The organism is Haladaptatus sp. AB643 (genome assembly GCF_024136975.1).
GTDB lineage: Archaea > Halobacteriota > Halobacteria > Halobacteriales > Haladaptataceae > Haladaptatus.
Genome location: NZ_JAMYJW010000004.1, coordinates 264,506 through 281,906, shown reverse-complemented (window position 1 = coordinate 281,906; position 17,401 = coordinate 264,506). Strand labels below are relative to the sequence as shown.

The window sequence follows — 17,401 nt, the reverse complement described above, 5'->3', positions numbered from 1 at the left end:
ACGAGCAATCCATGCACATCAAGACGCTCGTCCTCGACAAGTTCAAGAGCTTCGGCCGGAAGACCGAAATCCCGTTTTACGAGGATTTCACCGTGGTTACCGGCCCGAACGGCTCCGGCAAGAGTAACATCATCGACAGCGTGCTCTTCGCGCTCGGGTTGGCCCGAACGCGGGGTATCCGCGCCGAGAAACTGACCGACCTCATTTACAATCCCGGCCACGATGGAGACGAGGGGACGAGCAACGGACCGCTCGAAGCCTCGGTCGAAGTGATTCTCGACAACTCCGACGGAACCCTCGACCGGGCACAGGTCGTCAACGCCGCCGGAACCGACAACGTCGGTGACGTAGACGAAATCACCATCAAGCGGCGGGTCAAGCAGACCGAGGACAACTACTATTCGTACTACTATCTGAACGGTCGCTCGGTCAACCTCTCGGACATTCAGGATTTGCTCGCGCAAGCGGGCGTGACGCCGGAGGGGTACAACGTCGTCATGCAGGGCGACGTGACCGGCATCATCAACATGACGCCGTACGAGCGGCGCGAAATCATCGACGAAATCGCCGGAGTGGCGGAGTTCGACGCGAAACGGGACGCCGCCTTGGAGGAACTCGAAGTGGTCAAGGACCGCGTCGAGGAGGCCGAACTCAGGATCGAGGAGAAGGAGGACCGCCTCGACCAACTGCGCGACGAGCGCGAGACGGCGCTCGAATATCAGGGGCTTCGGGAGGAAAAAGAGGAGTACGAGGGCTATCTGAAGGCCGCCGAGTTGGAGGAGAAGCAGTCGGATTTGGACGCCACTCGCGCGGACATCGACTCCCGAAAGGAGGAACTCGTCACCCTCCAGCGCGATTTGGACGAAAAGCAGGGCAAAGTCGTTCGACTGGAAGACAAGTTGGAGGAACTCAACGCCGAGATCGAGCGCAAGGGCGAGGACGAACAACTCGCCATCAAGAGCGAGATCGAGGAGGTCAAAGGCGATATCTCCCGCCTCGAAGACAAAACCGAGACGGCCGAGGAGAAGATTTCGGATGCGGAAAGCCGAAGACGACAGGCGTTCGTGGAGATCGACCGCAAGCAGGAGACGGTCGACGAACTGAACGGCGACATCCGCGACATCAAAATCGAGAAGGCCTCGGTCAAGGGTGAGATCGGCACGAAGGAGTCGAAACTCGCCGAGATCGAGGAGGAGATCGAGAACGTCGACACCGAGTACGACGAGGTGAAAGCCGACCTCGCCGAGAAGAAGGACGCGCTCGAAGCCGAGAAGAGCGAGAAGAACGAGCGCCAGCGCGAGAAGGATCGATTACTAGACGAGGCGCGACGGCGTTCCGACGCGGTCAACGAGAAACAGAACGAACTCGCCGAAGCGCGCGACCGAATCCCCCAACTCGAAACCGAACTCGGCGATTTGGCCGACGAACTGACGAAGGCCGAACGGAACGCCGGGCAGATAGAGGACGTGGTGTCGGACCTCAAGGACGAAAAGTCCGAACTCCAGTCGGATTTGGATTCGGTCGAGGGGAAAATCCAGTCGAAACAGCAGGAGTACGCGAAACTCGACGCACGGGCGAACGAGAGCGGTGATTCCTCGTTCGGCCGCGCCGTCTCCACGATTCTGAACAGCGGGCAGGACGGCGTTCACGGGGCGGTGGCCCAACTCGGCAGCGTGGACCAGCAGTACGCGACGGCGTGTGAGACGGCCGCCGGTGGCCGACTGGCGCAGGTCGTCGTCGACGACGACAGCGTCGGGCAGCGCTGTATCGAGTACCTGAAACAGCGAAACGCCGGACGGGCGACGTTCCTGCCGATTTCGAAGATGAACAAGCGCCGTCTTCCATCCGTGCCGAACACGCCAGGGGTGGTCGATTTCGCGTACAACCTCATCGACTTCGATTCGCAGTACGCGTCGGTGTTCTCCTACGTCGTCGGCGACACGCTCGTCGTGGAGGACATGGAGACGGCCCGCGACCTGATGGGCGACTTCCGCCTCGTCACGCTCTCGGGCGAACTCGTGGAGAAGAGCGGGGCGATGACAGGCGGTTCGACCAGCGGGTCGCGGTACTCCTTTTCGGCCTCCGGAAAGGGGAAGATCGAGCGCGTGGCACGGAAAATCAACGAGTTGGAGGACGAACGCCAGTCCATCCGGAGTTCGATCAACGACGTCGAAGAGCGGTTGGACGACGCCCGCGACCGGCAGACGGACGCAACCGACCAGGTCCGAACCATCGAGAACGACATCGAGCAGAAGGAATCCGAACTCGAATCCATCGAGGAGCGCATCGGTTCGCTCCAGTCGGAGATCGATGACCTACAGGAGGAACGCGAGGACGTAACCGCGCGTATGGAGGAACTCGACGCCGAGGTGACCGCTCACGACGAGACCATCGCGGACATCGAGGACGACATCTCGGAGTTGGAGAGCGAACTCGCGGATTCGCAGATTCCGGAGTTGACCAGCCAGGCCGACGAGGTACAGGCCGAAATCGATTCGCTTTCCGACCGGATGGATTCGCTCGACGGCAAACTCAACGAACTGCAACTCGAAAAACAGTACGCTGAGGACGCCATCGACGACCTCCACGACGACGTGGAATCCGCGCAGAATCGCAAGGCAGAGCAGGAAGAGCGCATCGCGGAATTCGAAGCGGACATCGAGGAGAAAGAAGAAACCCTCGAAGCGAAGCGCGAAGCGGTCTCCGAACTCGAAGAGGAACTCTCCGAACTCAAGGAGGAGCGCGCCGAGCAGAAGGAGGAACTGCAGGAGGCGAAGTCCGAGCGCGACTCACAGCAGTCGAAGGTCGAAGCCGTCGAGAACCGCCTCGAAAGCCTCCAACGAAGCGCAAATCGCCTCGAAGAGGAGGTCGCCGAACTCCGTGAGGAGGTCGGCGAGTACGACCCCGAGGACGTGCCGGATCACGACGAGGTGCAGGAGAACATCGACCGACTCACCCGGGCGATGGAGGCGCTCGAACCCGTCAACATGCTCGCCATCGACGAGTACGACGAAGTCGACGACGAGTTGGACGACCTCAAGGAGCGCAAGGCAACGCTGGTGGAGGAGCGGGACGGCATCCGGGAGCGCATCGACTCCTACGAAGCCCAGAAGAAGGAGACGTTTATGGAGGCGTTCGACGCCATCGACGAACACTTCCAAGACATCTTCACGCGCCTGTCGGCCGGGTCGGGCGAACTGTTCCTCGAAGACGAGGACGACCCGTTCGACGGCGGCCTGACGATGAAGGCACAACCGGCCGACAAACCCGTCCAGCGTCTCGACGCGATGAGCGGCGGGGAGAAGTCGTTGACCGCGCTGGCGTTCATCTTCGCCATCCAACGCTACAACCCCGCGCCGTTCTACGCGCTGGACGAGGTGGACGCCTTCCTCGACGCCGTGAACGCCGAACGCGTGGGCGAGATGGTGGACGAACTCGCGGGCGACGCCCAGTTCGTCGTGGTCTCGCATCGCTCCGCGATGCTCGACCGTTCGGAGCGCGCAATCGGGGTGACGATGCAGGGCGACAACGTGAGCAGCGTGACGGGTATTCGGTTGGACGGGGAGCAGGAGGTGCCTGCGGATGACTGAGGAGATTCCAGAGGAATCTCCAGACGCGAATGGCAACGCCGTGAGCGGCGATTCTCCGGAGGAGAATCGAAACGAAAACGACGACATCCCGCTGAACATCACCGGTCACGAGGACCGGGAGCGGGACGAGTCGGGGATGCTTTCGGACCTGAAACCCGACGACCCCAGTGACTTCGATGACGACGAAGTCGAACCGGTCGAACTCCTCGTTCAATTGGCGGAGGAGGGCGAAATCGAACCGTGGGACATCGACATCGTGGACGTGACCGACAAGTTCCTCGCACGGTTGGACGGGACGGACCTCCGAACGTCCGGCCGGGCGCTGTTTTACGCCAGCGTGCTCCTGCGGATGAAGAGCGACGCGCTCCTCGCGGACGACGAACCCGAGGAGGAGGAACTGGAACCGTGGGAAGCGCCGATGGCGATGGACGAGTCGGACGGTTTCGACCCCATCGCGTCGCTCGAAGACGAGATGGAGCGTCGTCTCGACCGGAAGAGTGCCCGCGGAACGCCGGAGACGCTGGACGAACTCGTGCGCGACCTGCGCGAGCACGAACGCGGGTCGTGGTGGAAGGAATCACGGACGTACGACACCAGCGATTCGCCGCAGGGCTTCCGGCGGGGAACCCAAACCCTCGATTACCACTCGGGCGACGACATGCGGTTCGACGACGAACCGACGGAGTCGGAGGTGACGGGGACGACCCACGACGAGCACATCGAGACGGTCATCGAGGACGTGCGGGAGGCGCTGTTCGACCAGTACGAAGCGGGACGGACGGAAGTGCTGTACGCGGAAATAGAGATGGTCGGTTCGACGCGCGTGATGACGTATCTCGCCCTGCTGTTTTTGGCCCACCGTGGGACGCTCATGCTCGACCAGGACGACCTGTTCGGCGACCTCTGGGTGCAGGACGCCCGCGATGCCGAGGATGAAGAACCGCCGGAACTGCTAGCTGATTGATCGGTGCTCGCTCAATCGAGCACGGATTCGAGCGCGTCCATCGTCGTTTCGACGTTCGTCTCCGTCGCGTTGTAGCCCATGTGCCCGACGCGGAGGATGTCGTCCTCCAGGTCTCCGAGTCCGGTCGTCACGAGGATATCGTGGTCGTCGTACAACTGTCGCTGTACGTCCGTCGCCTGCCCCTCGATTTCGAAGGCGGTGACGGTGGGCGAGCACAAGGACTCGGAACCGGGGAAGGGGGAGAGTCCGAGTTCCTCGCCCCGTTTCCGGCACAGGTCGGCCGCGGATTCGTGCCGCGCGAAGACGTTCTCCCTGCCCTCGTCCAGAATTCGGTCGAGCGACGCCTCCAGCGCGTAGAGGTTCGAGACGAGATGGGTGTACGGGAGGAACGAGAAATCCGCGTCCTGCCACGGAGCCAAACTGGTGTAGAAACCGTCCTGTTCAGTCGCCTCGACTTTCTCCCACGCGGCGTCGCTGACCGACATGGTGGTCAGGCCGGGCGGTGAACTGAAACACTTCTGGGACGCGCCGAGACAGACGTCGATGTTCTCGACCGGGACAGCCGTCCCGCCGAGCGACGAGACGGCATCGACGATGGTGAGGACGCCCGCATCTTGGAGCGTTTGGAGAATTTCGTCGAAATCGTTCAGCAGGCCGGTCGGCGTCTCGCAGTGCACCATCGTCGCGGTGGCGAACTCGCCGGATTCGACGAGTTCGGCGACGTGGTCGGGATCGAACGCCTCGGTGTAGTCGATATCGTGGACGACCGGGTTGCCACCGGCCATCTCGACGAAATCGGCGAAGCCGTCGCCGTACAGGCCGTTGGCGAGACAGAGCACGTCGTCACCCGGCGCGACCAGTGACTCGACGGCGGTTTCCAGACCGAGGATTCCTTCGCCGCCGAGGACGACCATGTCGTCGTCCGTGCCGTACACGCGCGCCAGTTTGTCGAGGAGGGTTTCGTAGTACGACGCGAACTCGGGATTTACGTCGGGGTTCATCGCCGGTTTCGCCATCGCTTCCCGAACGTCCTCGGGGACCGCAGTCGGACCCGGCGTCATTGTGAGCGTGTTCTCGTCCATATGGTTCCTCTGCGTTCGCGGTCGGATAAACCGTTCCCGTTTCACGGACCGGCGTCCGGTTATGCAGATGTGCGACAATATTCACCTCCCGAACAGAATTAACGATGTTTATAATTATTATCTAACCTCTCACTCGTAAGCAAAAAGAATGTAGTTATTCGTCAGGGACATCCAGACAGGAGGCACTCGTCTTGGAAAACGCTACTAAAGATACCGGAACGAATCGATTTATCTACATAACCGCCGCGATCGCGGCGCTGAACGGGTTGTTGTTCGGCTTCGATACGGGCGTCATCTCGGGAGCGCTGTTGTACATCGACAACAGTTTCGGTCTCACCCATCTCATGCAGGAAATCATCGTCAGCGCCACGCTCGTCGGCGCGATAGTCGGAGCGGCCGCCGGTGGGCGGTTGGCGGACCGATTGGGACGACGACGGCTCATGGTCGCCGGAGCGTGCGTGTTCTTCGTCGGATCGGTCGTGATGGCGTTCGCACCCAACGTGCCAGCGCTCGTGGTCGGGCGTCTCGTGGTCGGGTTCGCTATCGGGGTCGCATCGATGGTCGGACCGCTCTACAACTCCGAAATCGCGCCGCCGAAAATCCGTGGGTCGCTGGTCTCGCTCAACCAACTCGCGGTGACGTCCGGTATCCTGCTCGCGTATCTCGTCAACTACGTTTTCAAGGGACCGGGCGGTTGGCGCTGGATGCTCGGGTCCGGCGTCGTTCCGGCGGCGGCGCTCGCGCTCGGGATGCTCTTCATGCCGGAGAGTCCGCGTTGGTTGGTCGAGAACGGACGTCTGGACGAAGCCCGGTCGGTCCTCTCACGAACACGTTCGGAGGATCGTATCGAGGAGGAAATCGAGAACATAGAGGAGACGGCTCAGGTCGAAGAGAACGACGCCTCGACCCTGCTCGAATCCTGGATTCGTCCAGCGCTCATCGTGGGCGTCGGTCTCGCCGTCCTTCAGCAAGTGACCGGTATCAACACCGTCATCTACTACGCGCCGACCATCTTCAAGTCGACCGGATTCGGGGCGTCCGCATCCCTGCTCGCCACCGTCGGCGTCGGGCTGGTCAACGTCGGCGCGACGATCTGTGCGGTGCTCCTCGTCGACCGCGTCGGCCGTCGTCCGCTCCTGCTCGTCGGACTGACCGGAATGGTGCTCGCGCTCGGCGGGTTGAGCGCCGTGTTCTTCCTCCCCGGCCTGTCGGGTGTCGTCGGCTGGGCCGCCGTGGGAAGCCTCATGTTCTACGTCGGCTTTTTCGCCATCGGAATGGGACCGGTGTTCTGGTTGCTCATCTCCGAAATCTACCCGCTTCAAGTCCGTGGATCGGCCATGGGCGTCGTCACCGTCGCCAACTGGGCCGCGAACCTCCTCGTCTCGCTGACGTTCCTCACGCTCATCAACGGCGGGACGTTCTCCGGTGTCGAGTTCGGCGGCATCGGACAGACGGGGACGTTCGGGCTGTACGCCGTCTTGAGCCTGTTCTCCCTGCTGTTCGTCTACTGGAAGGTTCCGGAGACGAAGGGCCGCTCGCTCGAAGAGATCGAAGCCGATCTGCGCGGCGGCACGAGCGGGAAGTACGCCGACGCGAGCGGGGAAACGGCCGAGAACGCCGATTGAGGCTCATCGGCTCCGAACTCGTGTCGGATCATGTGAACGATTAACTGTCAGCACAACTCATTTTCACGGGATGTCTCCCCTTCGACGCTGGTTGCCCGTATCCGCCGGGCCGTGAGAAAAATCGGCGTCCCCATACTGCTGGCATACCTCTTTTTCGGGATGGATTGGCCGGTCCCAAACCTGGTGCTGCTGGGACTCTATTTCACCCTCATATTTTTCGTGCTCGATTCGAATCTCGTCCAGTATCCGCGCTCTACGGTCGGTATCGAACGTCGAGTGGACACGGAACCGGTGGACGAAGGGACCGACTGTAGCGTCTGTGATTCGACCGTCGAGACCGGACAGCGACGGACGTACACGAAACAGGCGGTGCTGTTCGGCGTTCCGCTCTGGACGATCGACGGGGGAGAAAACGACTACTGTTCGTCCTGTCTCGACGAGACTTCCGAGGCGAAATTCTCCAGTCAGCAAAATCGGAACGAGGAACGGGAACCCGAACTGAACTGACTGAACTGACTGGACTGAACGGGACTGGGAACCGACCTGACCGACTCAGTCGAGATACTGTCCCGCCAGCAGATCGACTTCTTCCCGCGTTTCTTCCGGAATCGCTTCCGTCGGGGTGTTGACCGTGCCTTCGAGCGCGTGGGCACAGTCACACTCGCGCTCGTCCGGCATCGACCGAATCGCGTGTTCGACGACCTCCTTGATGGCGTCCTCGTTCTTCGCGGCGTTGTCGAGCACTTCCTCCAGCGTGACTTCGCTGTCCTCCTTCCACACGTCGTAGTCCGTGACGCCCGCCACTGTCGCGTAACACATCTCGGCCTCGCGGGCGAGTTTCGCCTCCGGAATCGCCGTCATGCCGATGATCTCGAAGCCCTGTGCGCGGTAGAACTCGCTCTCGGCGCGCGTCGAGTACTGCGGGCCTTCGATACAGACGTACGTGCCGCCGGAGTGGTGGTCCGCGTCCGTCGCCTCGGCGCTCGCGTCCGAGAGGTGCGAGACCATGTGCGGGCAGTACGGGTCGGCGAATGGCATGTGGACGACCATGCCGTCGCCGAAGAACGTCGGCGTTCGGTGTTTCGTGCGGTCGAAGATCTGATCAGGAATCACGAGCGTCTGGGGCGGCAGTTCCTCGCGGAGGCTCCCGACGGCGTTGCTCGCCAGGATCCGCTCCACGCCCAACTCCTTCAGCGCGTAGATGTTCGCCCGGTACGGCGCTTCCGTCGGCGTCTTCTGGTGTTTCGGGCCGTGTCGCGGCAGGAACGCGACTTCCTTCCCGGCGATTTCGCCGATGGTGACCGGCGCGCTCGGTTCGCCGAAGGGGGTCGTCACTTCCTCTTCCCGCGTGTTTTCGAGGGGCAGTGCGTCGTAAATTCCGCTTCCGCCGATGAAGCCAATCATGACCGGTACTCGTCGCGGTACGCACCTAAACGACACGGGTTCGTGTTACGCCACGACTGGCTGGTTTTGGGGTTCGTGGACTCGATTTCGAGCGACAGATAGTTGAATCGTTGTTCATCTATTCAATTACCAACGCGGTCGGGCCTTCTTCGTACTGACTGAAATCACAACACCAAGTTCGTCCCCCAGCAAACGACGACGGTCGCTCTATTCTCGCAACGAAAACGAAGAAAAATCCGCTCGATCTCGCACCGTCTTCGCCTATGGGCTCAGACGTTGGCGGTCTCGCGGGAAGAGAACGGCCTCACGAATGTTGTCCAGATCGAGCATGGTCATGACGAGGCGCTCGCCGCCGAGGCCCCACCCGGCGTGCGGGGGCATGCCGTATTTGAACATCTTCGTGTAGTAGTCGAACGCTTCGGGGTCGAGGCCCTGCTGTTCGAACCCTTCGACGAGGCGGTCGTAGCGGTGTTCACGCTGCCCGCCCGAAACCAGTTCCATGCGCGGGTGCATCATGTCGAAACCGGTCGAAAGCTCGTCGTCCTCGTCCTGGTCCATGATGTAGAACGGCTTGATCTCGCTGGGCCAGTCGGTGATGAAGTAGTGGCTGCCGACGTCCTCGCCGAGCGCCTTCTCACCCTCGGTCGGGAGGTCGTCGCCCCAGACGAGCATCTCGTCTAGCGCCCCCGTGGCGTTGATTCGCTCGATGGCCTCCTCGTAGGTGAGTCGCGGGAACTCGCCTTCGGGGACTTCGAACTCGATGTCGAGCGCGTCGAGTTCGTCCCCGCAGTTCTCGGCGACGCCCTCGTAGGCGGCCTTGACGACCGCTTCACAGGCGTCCATCGCTTCGTGGTGGTCGTAGAAGGCGCTCTCGAAGTCGATGCTGGTCGCCTCGTTCAGGTGTCGGGGCGTGTTGTGTTCCTCGGCGCGGAAGATGGGGCCGATTTCGAACACGCGCTCCAGTCCGGAGCCGACCATGAGCTGTTTGAACAGCTGGGGCGACTGGTTCATGAACGCTTCCTCGCCGAAGTAGGTGATGGGGAACAGCTCCGTTCCGCCTTCCGTCCCCGTCGCCACGATTTTCGGCGTGTTGATTTCGCTACAACCGAGTTCGCTGAACTTCTCGCGCACGGCACGGAGCACCTCGCCGCGGATCTTGAAGACGGCTTCAACCTCGGGCTTGCGCGCGTCGAGCGTTCGGTTGTCGAGACGAGTCGAGAGGTCGGCGTCGACCTTGCCGCTGGGGTCGAGCGGGAGTTCGGGTTCCGCTTCCGCGATGACTGCCACGTCCGTCGGGACGATTTCGACGTCCGTCGGCGCGCGGGGTTCCTCCTTCACGTCGCCCGTGATCTTCACGACGCTCTCGCGGTTGACGCCGAGGCCGGTCTCGACGAGGTCCTCGTCCATGTCCTCTTTCTCGAACTTGACCTGGATCTTCCCCGTCGTGTCGCGGACGATGAGGAACGCGATTCCACCGAGATCGCGGATCTCGTGAACCCAGCCAGCCACCGTGACGGTGTCGCCGGGTTCGGCATCAGCGGTGTAGGTTCGGTTCTGCATACGCCGCAATTCACCCGGGACGGGCTTAAACGCGTTCGTTTCGCTTCACGGAAGCGTCCGATTCGGACGTGTTAGTCCGTCGTGCACGTCAACCCGGCGGCGATCGTCTCGATGAGCATGTCGCGCATGGCGGGGTAGTACTCCTCCCCGATCTGTTCGCGGTACATGGTCAGGTACTCCACCATTCCGAACATGCCGCCGATAACGAACGGGTCACCTTCTCGGAGACGACCCTCCGATTGCCACGTTTCGATGTACGGAAGCATGTGTGCAAACGACTCCCCGCGCAACGATTCCATCTCCTCCTCCGAGAACTCGTCTATCGCTCGTATCACTCTATCTAACTCGTCGCCAGCGACCAACTGCATGAACAGCGGGTTCTCCTCCATCTCCTCGGCGAGCAGTGTCATGAAGCGCCGAATCGCTGATTCGGGGTCGTCTTCGACTTCGAACGAGTTGGCGACGATTTCGTCGGCCACCACGTCCCCCTCCCGTTGTAGAACTTCGAGATACAGTCGCTCCTTGGAGTCGAAGAACTGGTAGAACGTGCCGTTGGCGATGCCGACCGGGCCGGTGAGGTCCGCGATGGTCGTCTTCTGTAGGCCGTACTGTGCGAACAGTTCGGCCCCCGTCTCCAGCAACTCCTCTCGAATTCGGTCGCGTTCGGTGTCGCTGAACCCTTTCACGCGATGTCCCTCCGCTGGAAGACCGCGCGGCTGACGAGCACCAGTGCGGCGGTGCCGACGAGCAGGATTCCAGCGCCCGCCCAGTCGTAGTTCCCGGAGACCAGGATCGCCGTCGGGTCGTAGTAGTGCATCGGGCTGAGGGCACCGATCCAGCCCATGTCCGCCGACTCGCCCACCGAATTGAGCAGGAACAGGACGAACACGGCACCGAGTCCTCCTCGCTGGGCGATGTCCGCGCGGTCGAACAGCACGGAGAGGAGCAGTCCGATCGCGCCGCACGCGAGCAGGTACGGAATCGAGAGCAGGTGAACCACGGCCAAATCGGCGAGCGACACCGACTCGCCGATGGCGACGACGCTCGCGTACACGACCACGCCGACGACGACGTTGAGGACGAGTATGACCGGCACGATGGAGAGGAACTTCTCGACCAGCACCTTCGAGCGCGAAATCGGCGTGGCGAGCAGGATGTCCATTCGGTCGCGTTCCACGTCGCCAGCGATGAGGTTTCCGGCGATGTACGCGACGTAGATGCCGAGCAGGAGCAGCCAGAAGAACTGGTACATCTCGATGGCGAGGAATCCCGACATCGTCGTCAACGAGAACCCGCCGCCGCTCGCACCGAACGCCGCCTTCATCGCGGGTGGCAGGTTGTTCCAGTAGGTATCGATGCTCGCGCCGGAGGATTTGATGGACGGGAAGAGGGCGGCGTACAGCACCGCCATCAGGCTCATCAGGACCGCCAGTGCGATCGTCCCCTTGACCCGCCGCGAGGATTCGTAGCGCGTGATTTCAAACATGGCTTTTACCTCCGTCGCTGACGGGAACGTCGTCCGCCACGTCGGTAGTTACCCCATCTTCGTGCTCGCTTCCAGCAATCTCGTCGCCGTAGAACCGCATGAACACCTCGTCGAGCGGCGCTTCCTCGATATCGACGTCCACGATGTGGTACCGCGAAAGGTGGTCGAGCAGGGTGTCGTACTCGCCGGTGAAGGTGAACTGCACCGCACCGTCGAGGGTGAGGTCGTGGACGCCGTCGATGTCGAAATCCTCGCGGTCGATCGGGTCCGACGTTCGCATCCGCACGCGTTTCCCGCTCCTGTCGAGCAGCGTCTCCACGTCCTCGGTCGTCACGAGTTTCCCGTCGCGGATGATGCCGACGCGGTCACACACCTTCCGAACCTCGCTCAGGACGTGACTGGAGAAGAAGATCGTTACACCTCGCTCCTGTTCGTCGTCGAGGAAGTCGTAAAACCGCTCCTGCATCAGCGGGTCGAGACCCGAGGTCGGTTCGTCCATGATGACCAGGTCGGGGTCGTGCATGAACGCCGAGACGATGGCGAGTTTCTGTTTGTTCCCTCGCGAGAACTCCTCGATCTTCCGCTCGACCGGCGCGTCGAACAGTTCGAGTAACTCCTCCCGTCGGTCGTCGCCCTTCAGCGACGCCTGATAGTCGAGGAATTCGGTTCCGGTCGCGTCCTCGTCGAATCCCGGGTCGCTTGGAAGGTAGCCGATGTGCCGCTTCGCCTCGATGAGCGCGCGCTCGTCCCGAACGTCGTACCCCAGTACGGTCGCGTCCCCGCCGGTCGGGGCGATGAGTCCGAGGAGCGTTCGAATCGTCGTCGTCTTCCCGGCCCCGTTCGGCCCGAGGTAGCCGAACACTTCGCCCTCAGTCACGGCGAGCGAGAGGTCTTCGATTCCCCGCGTCTCGCCGTAGTATTTCGTCAACCCAGTTGTTTCGAGTGCGGTCATAGTCCCCTGCATATTGGAACTATGAATATATGAATATTTGCTTCACATATTTTTGAGCGGGGGATTTTGTTGTCCCAGTTGCTCTCGGAACGATAAACGGCAACTAGGCTAGCCAATAGCTCACGATCGATTCGAACCAGTTGGAGGAAAAACTACTGCCGATAGATTCCGGCTTACGCCGATTCCGCGCGCGCCTTTTTGGCGTCCCGTGCGCCCTTGACCGTCTCGCGGACCGCGTCCGCACCCTGGTCGTGAACGAGGTCGCCGACGACGACCGTATCGGCGTATTGGGCCATCGTGTTCGCCGATTCGTAGTCGTGAATGCCGCCGCCGTAGAACAGCGTCGCCTCGTCCAACGCTTCCTGTGCCATCCTCACGGTCTCCGGGTCGCCGAACATACCGGAACACTCGATGTAGATTATCTGTTGGCCGAGCATTCGTTCGGCGAGTTCGGCGTAGGCCGCCACGTCTTCGGGCGTTTGGTCGCAGTTCGCATCGGTGTACTGGGCGACGCTCGCCTCCGGGTTCAGTATGATGTATCCCTCGGTGTGGGTTTTGGACCAATCGATCTCCGACATCCGAACCCACTCCTTGTGCAGTCCGGCGATCCACGCGACGTCCCGCGTGTTCAGCACGGTCGGAACGAGGTAGCCGTCCAGCGCATCGCTGTCCACGACGACGGCAGGGTTGCTCGGTTCCTGATAGAGCGGCACGTCGTACTCGGAACAGGCGTCGATGACTCGTTGCATCTTCTCCGCCGTGATATCGAGCGTTCCACCGATCTCAAGCGCGTCGGTACCGGTCGCACACACGTCGGCAAACGTATCGTCGCCCGCGAGGCTCTTGTCGGGGTCGAGCTTGGTTATATGGTTCCAGTCGTCCCAAGGCGCAGTCATAGGATGCCTTTCAGAACTCCCGGCTAAAACAGCTTCGGAACGACATTTCGTGTCTGACTAGCTACCTGCGACCGTAATCGAGAACCGAGAGGGTGATGACCCGAGGCTTAAACAGCACCCCGTCCCCACTGACAGAACATGCACACCTGTCGAACCTTGCTGGTGGATGCGTTTACGGACGAACCGCTGTCCGGAAACGCGGCCGGGGTGGTTCCGGCGGCGGACGACTTATCGGCCGACCAGATGCAAGCCATCGCCCGAGAACTGTCCGTCAGCGAGACGGCGTTTTTCGTCGAAAGCGAGGAGGCCGACCGTCGGGTCCGGTACTTCACGCCGACGACGGAAGTCGACCTCTGTGGACACGCGACCATCGCATCGCACGTCCACCTGTTCGAAGCGGGGGATATCGAACCGGGGACGCACACGCTGGAGACGAACGTCGGCGTGTTGGACATCGACGTAACGGACGATGGCACGGTCTGGATGACCCAAGACGACCCCGAAGTCGAGAGCGTCGACCTGGAGTACGACCGACTGGGCGACGCGCTGGGTATCGACCCGGCGGCGCTCCGCGACGTGGGCGAAGACCTCCCGCTGGCGGTCTCCTCGACCGGTTTCCCGGTTCTCGTGGTCCCGGTCAACTTCCTCTCACACGTCGGCAGTGCGGACCCCGACATGGATGCCCTCGTAGAAATCGGCGAGGAAGTCGGGGCCATGGGAATCTACGTCCTCACCTTCGACGCCGTCGAGGCGGAATCGACGCTCCACGGACGGATGTTCGCCCCTGCCGTCGGGATTCCGGAGGACCCCGTCACCGGAACGGCGAGCGGGTCGGTCGGCGCGTATCTGCGGGCGTTCGGTGCGTTCGAGGACGAGGACGGGGAGGAGAACGAGAACGAAAGCGGGGACGGGAAGGAGAACGAGAACGAAAGCGGGGACGGGAAGGAGAACGGGAACGAAAGCGGGGACGGGAAGGAGAACGGGAACGAGAAATCCGACGGATTCCCCGACGAACTGCGATTGGAACAGGGCCACTTCGTGGACCGGCCGGGCTACGTGCGCGTGCGGGTTGACGACGAAGCGGTGCGGGTCGGCGGGCGGGCGGCGACGGCACTGGACGGTGATTTGGTCGTTCCGGACGCCGAGGACGACGATATCATCGAGGCGTAACGACCGATCTTGAAAACGTGAGTCCATCGAATCCTCGCTGTATCATCACCACCTGCCGAAACTGGCGGATGTCGGGCTCGTCGACTACGACAGGACGCGTGGCGTCGTCAGTCGTCGTGAGGATGTCGGTAAATTATGCGAGCTAATTCTGAAATAATGGGTGATTCGGACGCTGTTTTGCCTGGCTTTCGAAATCCATATTCGATTGTGAGTTACTTTCCTTCAGCGCCTCGGTCGGAACATTCTTAATCTATCTGCTTGTTCCCCCCCATACGCAATGGTTGTACTCTGGCTGGATGAAATCAGTGCAAACGACCTCGAACTGGTCGGTGGCAAAGGTGCCTCGCTCGGTGAACTCACGGGCGCGGACCTCCCCGTTCCCCCGGGATTCGTCGTGACCGCCAAGACCTACCGTCGGTTCATCGAGGAAACCGGAATCGACGAGGAGTTGTTCGAGGCCGTCGACGTCGATACCGAGGATTCTTCTGCACTGGCGGCTGCCGAATCGCGGGCGGAGGAACTCATTCTCGGTACCGAGATTCCCGACGATATGCGCGAAGGAATTCTCGCCGCCTACGACGGACTGGACGACGGAAAGGCGTTCGTCGCCGTTCGCTCCTCCGCGACGGCCGAGGACCTCCCGGACGCATCGTTCGCGGGCCAACAGGAGACGTTTCTCAACATCACCCGCGACGACCTGGTCGAACGGGTGAAAGAATGCTGGGCGTCGCTGTTCACCCAGCGAGCCATCTACTATCGACAGGAGAAGGACTTCGACCACCGCAAAGTGGACATTGCCGTCGTCGTCCAGCGCATGGTGGACGCCCAAAAGAGCGGCGTCATGTTCACCAGCCACCCATCGACCGGCGACGCGAAGATCATCATCGAGGCCGCGTGGGGTCTCGGCGAAGCGGTCGTCTCGGGGTCGGTCTCCCCGGACAACTACGTCATCGACCGCGAGACCGGCGCGGCCGAGGACATCACCATCGCCGACAAGAAGGTGATGCACACGAAGGACGTGGACACCGGCGAGACCGTCGAGCGAAGCGTTCCCGACGACAAACGGAACGCCCGCGTCCTCACGGAAGCCGACATCGACCGCCTCATCGAACTCGGCGAGGAAGTCGAGGACCACTACGGTACCCCGCAGGACGTGGAGTGGGCCATCGTGGACGGGGAGGTCTTCATGCTCCAGTCGCGGCCGATAACGACGATCAACGAAGGCGGGGCCATCGAAACCGAGGGATCCGAAGGCGTCGCCGACGGCAGTGGGGCCGCCCAAGCGACCGAAAGCCACGAAATCCTCGTGGACGGTCTCGGTGCCAGTCCCGGTATCGCCAGCGGCGCGGTGCGAATCGTCTCGAAACTCGACCAACTCGACAAGGTCGGCGACGGCGACATCATCGTCACGGAGATGACGACGCCCGACATGGTGCCCGCGATGAAGCGCGCCGCGGGTATCATCACGGACGAAGGCGGGATGACCAGTCACGCCGCCATCGTCTCGCGTGAACTCGGCGTCCCGGCGGTCGTCGGCTGTTCGAACGCGACCGACTCCCTCGAAGACGGCCAGATGGTCACGCTGGACGGCGACAAGGGGACCGTCCGGGAGGGCGAACCGGAGCGACAACGCGAGCGCGAAGCACAACGCGAACCCATCGAGGACGCCCGACCGAAGACGCCCGTCAAACCGATGACGGCGACGGAAGTCAAGGTGAACGTCTCCATTCCCGAGGCCGCCGAACGCGCCGCCGCGACGGGTGCCGACGGCGTCGGCCTGCTCCGGATGGAGCACATGATCCTCTCGACCAACAAGACGCCGGAGCGCTACATCGAGGACCACGGCGTCGACGCCTACGTGGACGAAATCGTGGAGGGAATCCGCGGCGTCGCCGAGGAGTTCTATCCCCGGCCAGTCCGCGTTCGCACGCTCGACGCACCGACCGACGAGTTCAAACAACTCCAGGGCGGCGAGAGCGAACCCAACGAGCACAACCCGATGCTCGGCTGGCGCGGCATCCGCCGAAGCCTCGACAAGCCCGGCGTCTTCCAACACGAACTCGACGCCTTCCACGAACTGTATCAGATGGGCTACGACAACGTCCAGATCATGTTCCCGCTCGTCAACGACGCGGAGGACGTGTACCGCGCCCGCAGGTTGATGGCCGACACGGGCATCGACCCCGACAAGCGTGCGTGGGGCGTGATGATAGAGACGCCAGCCAGTGCGCTCCAAATCGAGGAGATGGCGAACGCGGGCATCAAGTTCGCCAGTTTCGGCACGAACGACCTCACCCAGTACACCCTCGCGGTGGACCGGAACAACGAGAACGTCGCCAATCGGTTCGACGAACTCCACCCCGCCGTCCTCCAACTCATCGGCCAGACCATCGATTGCTGCCGCGAACACGACATCAACACGAGCATCTGCGGACAGGCCGGATCGAAACCGGAGATGGTTCGCTTCCTCGTCAACCGCGGCGTCTCGTCCATCTCGGCGAACATCGACGCCGTGCGCGACGTACAACACGAGGTCAAACGCGTCGAGCAGAAACTGATGCTGGATTCGGTTCGGTAACGCGAATTTCGTTTTTCGGTCGTTTTCGGTCGTCTTCCGCTGTTTTCAGTCTCAACGGCTGTGTTTGAACGATGTCGAGCGAAACGATTATTGT

The 17,401-nt window shown here is 61.9% G+C and carries 13 protein-coding genes; 6 read left to right on the top strand and 7 right to left on the bottom strand.

What is annotated here, in order from left to right; translation table 11 throughout:
- Positions 1-11: 11 nt before the first annotated feature.
- Together smc and NKF25_RS10700 are read left to right on the top strand one after the other, a co-directional pair.
- The gene (gene smc, locus NKF25_RS10705; protein ID WP_253226663.1) at positions 12-3,590 is read left to right on the top strand and encodes a chromosome segregation protein SMC; all 3,579 of its coding nucleotides are present in this window, start codon (positions 12-14) and stop codon (positions 3,588-3,590) included.
- Positions 3,583-4,554, top strand: coding sequence for a ScpA family protein (locus NKF25_RS10700; protein ID WP_253226662.1), 972 nt, complete (start codon positions 3,583-3,585; stop codon positions 4,552-4,554). Before smc ends, NKF25_RS10700 begins: the two co-directional genes overlap by 8 nt.
- Before the next feature lie 11 nt (positions 4,555-4,565).
- On the opposite strand, the gene NKF25_RS10695 is transcribed toward NKF25_RS10700, so the two are convergent.
- Positions 4,566-5,636 carry an alanine--glyoxylate aminotransferase family protein gene (locus NKF25_RS10695; RefSeq protein ID WP_253226661.1) on the bottom strand — a complete coding sequence of 357 codons (1,071 nt, stop codon included), beginning with the start codon at positions 5,634-5,636 and terminating at the stop codon, positions 4,566-4,568.
- Between the two features lie 191 nt (positions 5,637-5,827).
- On the opposite strand from NKF25_RS10695, the gene NKF25_RS10690 reads away from it, so the two are divergent.
- Both NKF25_RS10690 and NKF25_RS10685 read left to right on the top strand, forming a co-directional pair.
- The gene (locus NKF25_RS10690; RefSeq protein ID WP_253226660.1) at positions 5,828-7,261 is read left to right on the top strand and encodes a sugar porter family MFS transporter; all 1,434 of its coding nucleotides are present in this window, start codon (positions 5,828-5,830) and stop codon (positions 7,259-7,261) included.
- A gap of 183 nt (positions 7,262-7,444) precedes the next feature.
- On the top strand, positions 7,445-7,768 hold the full coding sequence (locus NKF25_RS10685) for a hypothetical protein (RefSeq protein WP_253226659.1): 324 nt from the start codon (positions 7,445-7,447) through the stop codon (positions 7,766-7,768).
- A 45-nt stretch (positions 7,769-7,813) separates the two neighbouring features.
- Here the strand turns inward: NKF25_RS10685 and mtnP are convergent, their stop codons facing one another.
- The 6 genes from mtnP to NKF25_RS10655 form a co-directional block, all read right to left on the bottom strand.
- Positions 7,814-8,665: an S-methyl-5'-thioadenosine phosphorylase gene (gene mtnP, locus NKF25_RS10680; protein WP_253226658.1), complete on the bottom strand. Its 852-nt coding sequence runs from the start codon at positions 8,663-8,665 to the stop codon at positions 7,814-7,816.
- 261 nt (positions 8,666-8,926) lie between these two features.
- The gene (gene aspS, locus NKF25_RS10675) at positions 8,927-10,225 is read right to left on the bottom strand and encodes an aspartate--tRNA(Asn) ligase (RefSeq protein WP_253226657.1); all 1,299 of its coding nucleotides are present in this window, start codon (positions 10,223-10,225) and stop codon (positions 8,927-8,929) included.
- A 71-nt stretch (positions 10,226-10,296) separates the two neighbouring features.
- Entirely contained in the window at positions 10,297-10,911 is a 615-nt protein-coding gene (locus NKF25_RS10670; protein ID WP_253226656.1) for a TetR family transcriptional regulator, read from the bottom strand.
- Positions 10,908-11,711, bottom strand: coding sequence for an ABC transporter permease subunit (locus NKF25_RS10665; protein WP_253226655.1), 804 nt, complete (start codon positions 11,709-11,711; stop codon positions 10,908-10,910). The genes NKF25_RS10670 and NKF25_RS10665 overlap by 4 nt, the downstream gene beginning before the upstream one ends.
- Complete coding sequence (locus tag NKF25_RS10660) at positions 11,704-12,663, bottom strand: ABC transporter ATP-binding protein (protein ID WP_253226654.1); 960 nt, start codon at positions 12,661-12,663, stop codon at positions 11,704-11,706. The genes NKF25_RS10665 and NKF25_RS10660 overlap by 8 nt, the downstream gene beginning before the upstream one ends.
- Positions 12,664-12,836: 173 nt before the next feature.
- Complete coding sequence (locus NKF25_RS10655; protein WP_253226653.1) at positions 12,837-13,559, bottom strand: phosphoglycerol geranylgeranyltransferase; 723 nt, start codon at positions 13,557-13,559, stop codon at positions 12,837-12,839.
- A 138-nt stretch (positions 13,560-13,697) separates the two neighbouring features.
- Between NKF25_RS10655 and NKF25_RS10650 the strand changes: the two genes are divergently transcribed.
- Together NKF25_RS10650 and ppsA are read left to right on the top strand one after the other, a co-directional pair.
- Positions 13,698-14,729, top strand: a complete 1,032-nt coding sequence (locus tag NKF25_RS10650) for a PhzF family phenazine biosynthesis protein (protein ID WP_253226652.1) — start codon at positions 13,698-13,700, stop codon at positions 14,727-14,729.
- A 277-nt stretch (positions 14,730-15,006) separates the two neighbouring features.
- Positions 15,007-17,307: a phosphoenolpyruvate synthase gene (ppsA, locus tag NKF25_RS10645; RefSeq protein WP_253226651.1), complete on the top strand. Its 2,301-nt coding sequence runs from the start codon at positions 15,007-15,009 to the stop codon at positions 17,305-17,307.
- Positions 17,308-17,401 lie beyond the last annotated feature (94 nt).

What these genes read in the sequence shown, in the direction of transcription:
- NKF25_RS10650 (WP_253226652.1), top strand. Translation starts at nt 13,698, where the DNA reads ATGCACACCTGTCGAACCTTGCTGGTGGATGCGTTTACGGACGAACCG.
- mtnP (WP_253226658.1), bottom strand. Translation starts at nt 8,665, where the DNA reads ATGATTGGCTTCATCGGCGGAAGCGGAATTTACGACGCACTGCCCCTC.
- NKF25_RS10695 (WP_253226661.1), bottom strand. Translation starts at nt 5,636, where the DNA reads ATGGACGAGAACACGCTCACAATGACGCCGGGTCCGACTGCGGTCCCC.
- NKF25_RS10700 (WP_253226662.1), top strand. Translation starts at nt 3,583, where the DNA reads ATGACTGAGGAGATTCCAGAGGAATCTCCAGACGCGAATGGCAACGCC.
- smc (WP_253226663.1), top strand. Translation starts at nt 12, where the DNA reads ATGCACATCAAGACGCTCGTCCTCGACAAGTTCAAGAGCTTCGGCCGG.
- NKF25_RS10660 (WP_253226654.1), bottom strand. Translation starts at nt 12,663, where the DNA reads ATGACCGCACTCGAAACAACTGGGTTGACGAAATACTACGGCGAGACG.
- aspS (WP_253226657.1), bottom strand. Translation starts at nt 10,225, where the DNA reads ATGCAGAACCGAACCTACACCGCTGATGCCGAACCCGGCGACACCGTC.
- ppsA (WP_253226651.1), top strand. Translation starts at nt 15,007, where the DNA reads ATGGTTGTACTCTGGCTGGATGAAATCAGTGCAAACGACCTCGAACTG.
- NKF25_RS10655 (WP_253226653.1), bottom strand. Translation starts at nt 13,559, where the DNA reads ATGACTGCGCCTTGGGACGACTGGAACCATATAACCAAGCTCGACCCC.
- NKF25_RS10665 (WP_253226655.1), bottom strand. Translation starts at nt 11,711, where the DNA reads ATGTTTGAAATCACGCGCTACGAATCCTCGCGGCGGGTCAAGGGGACG.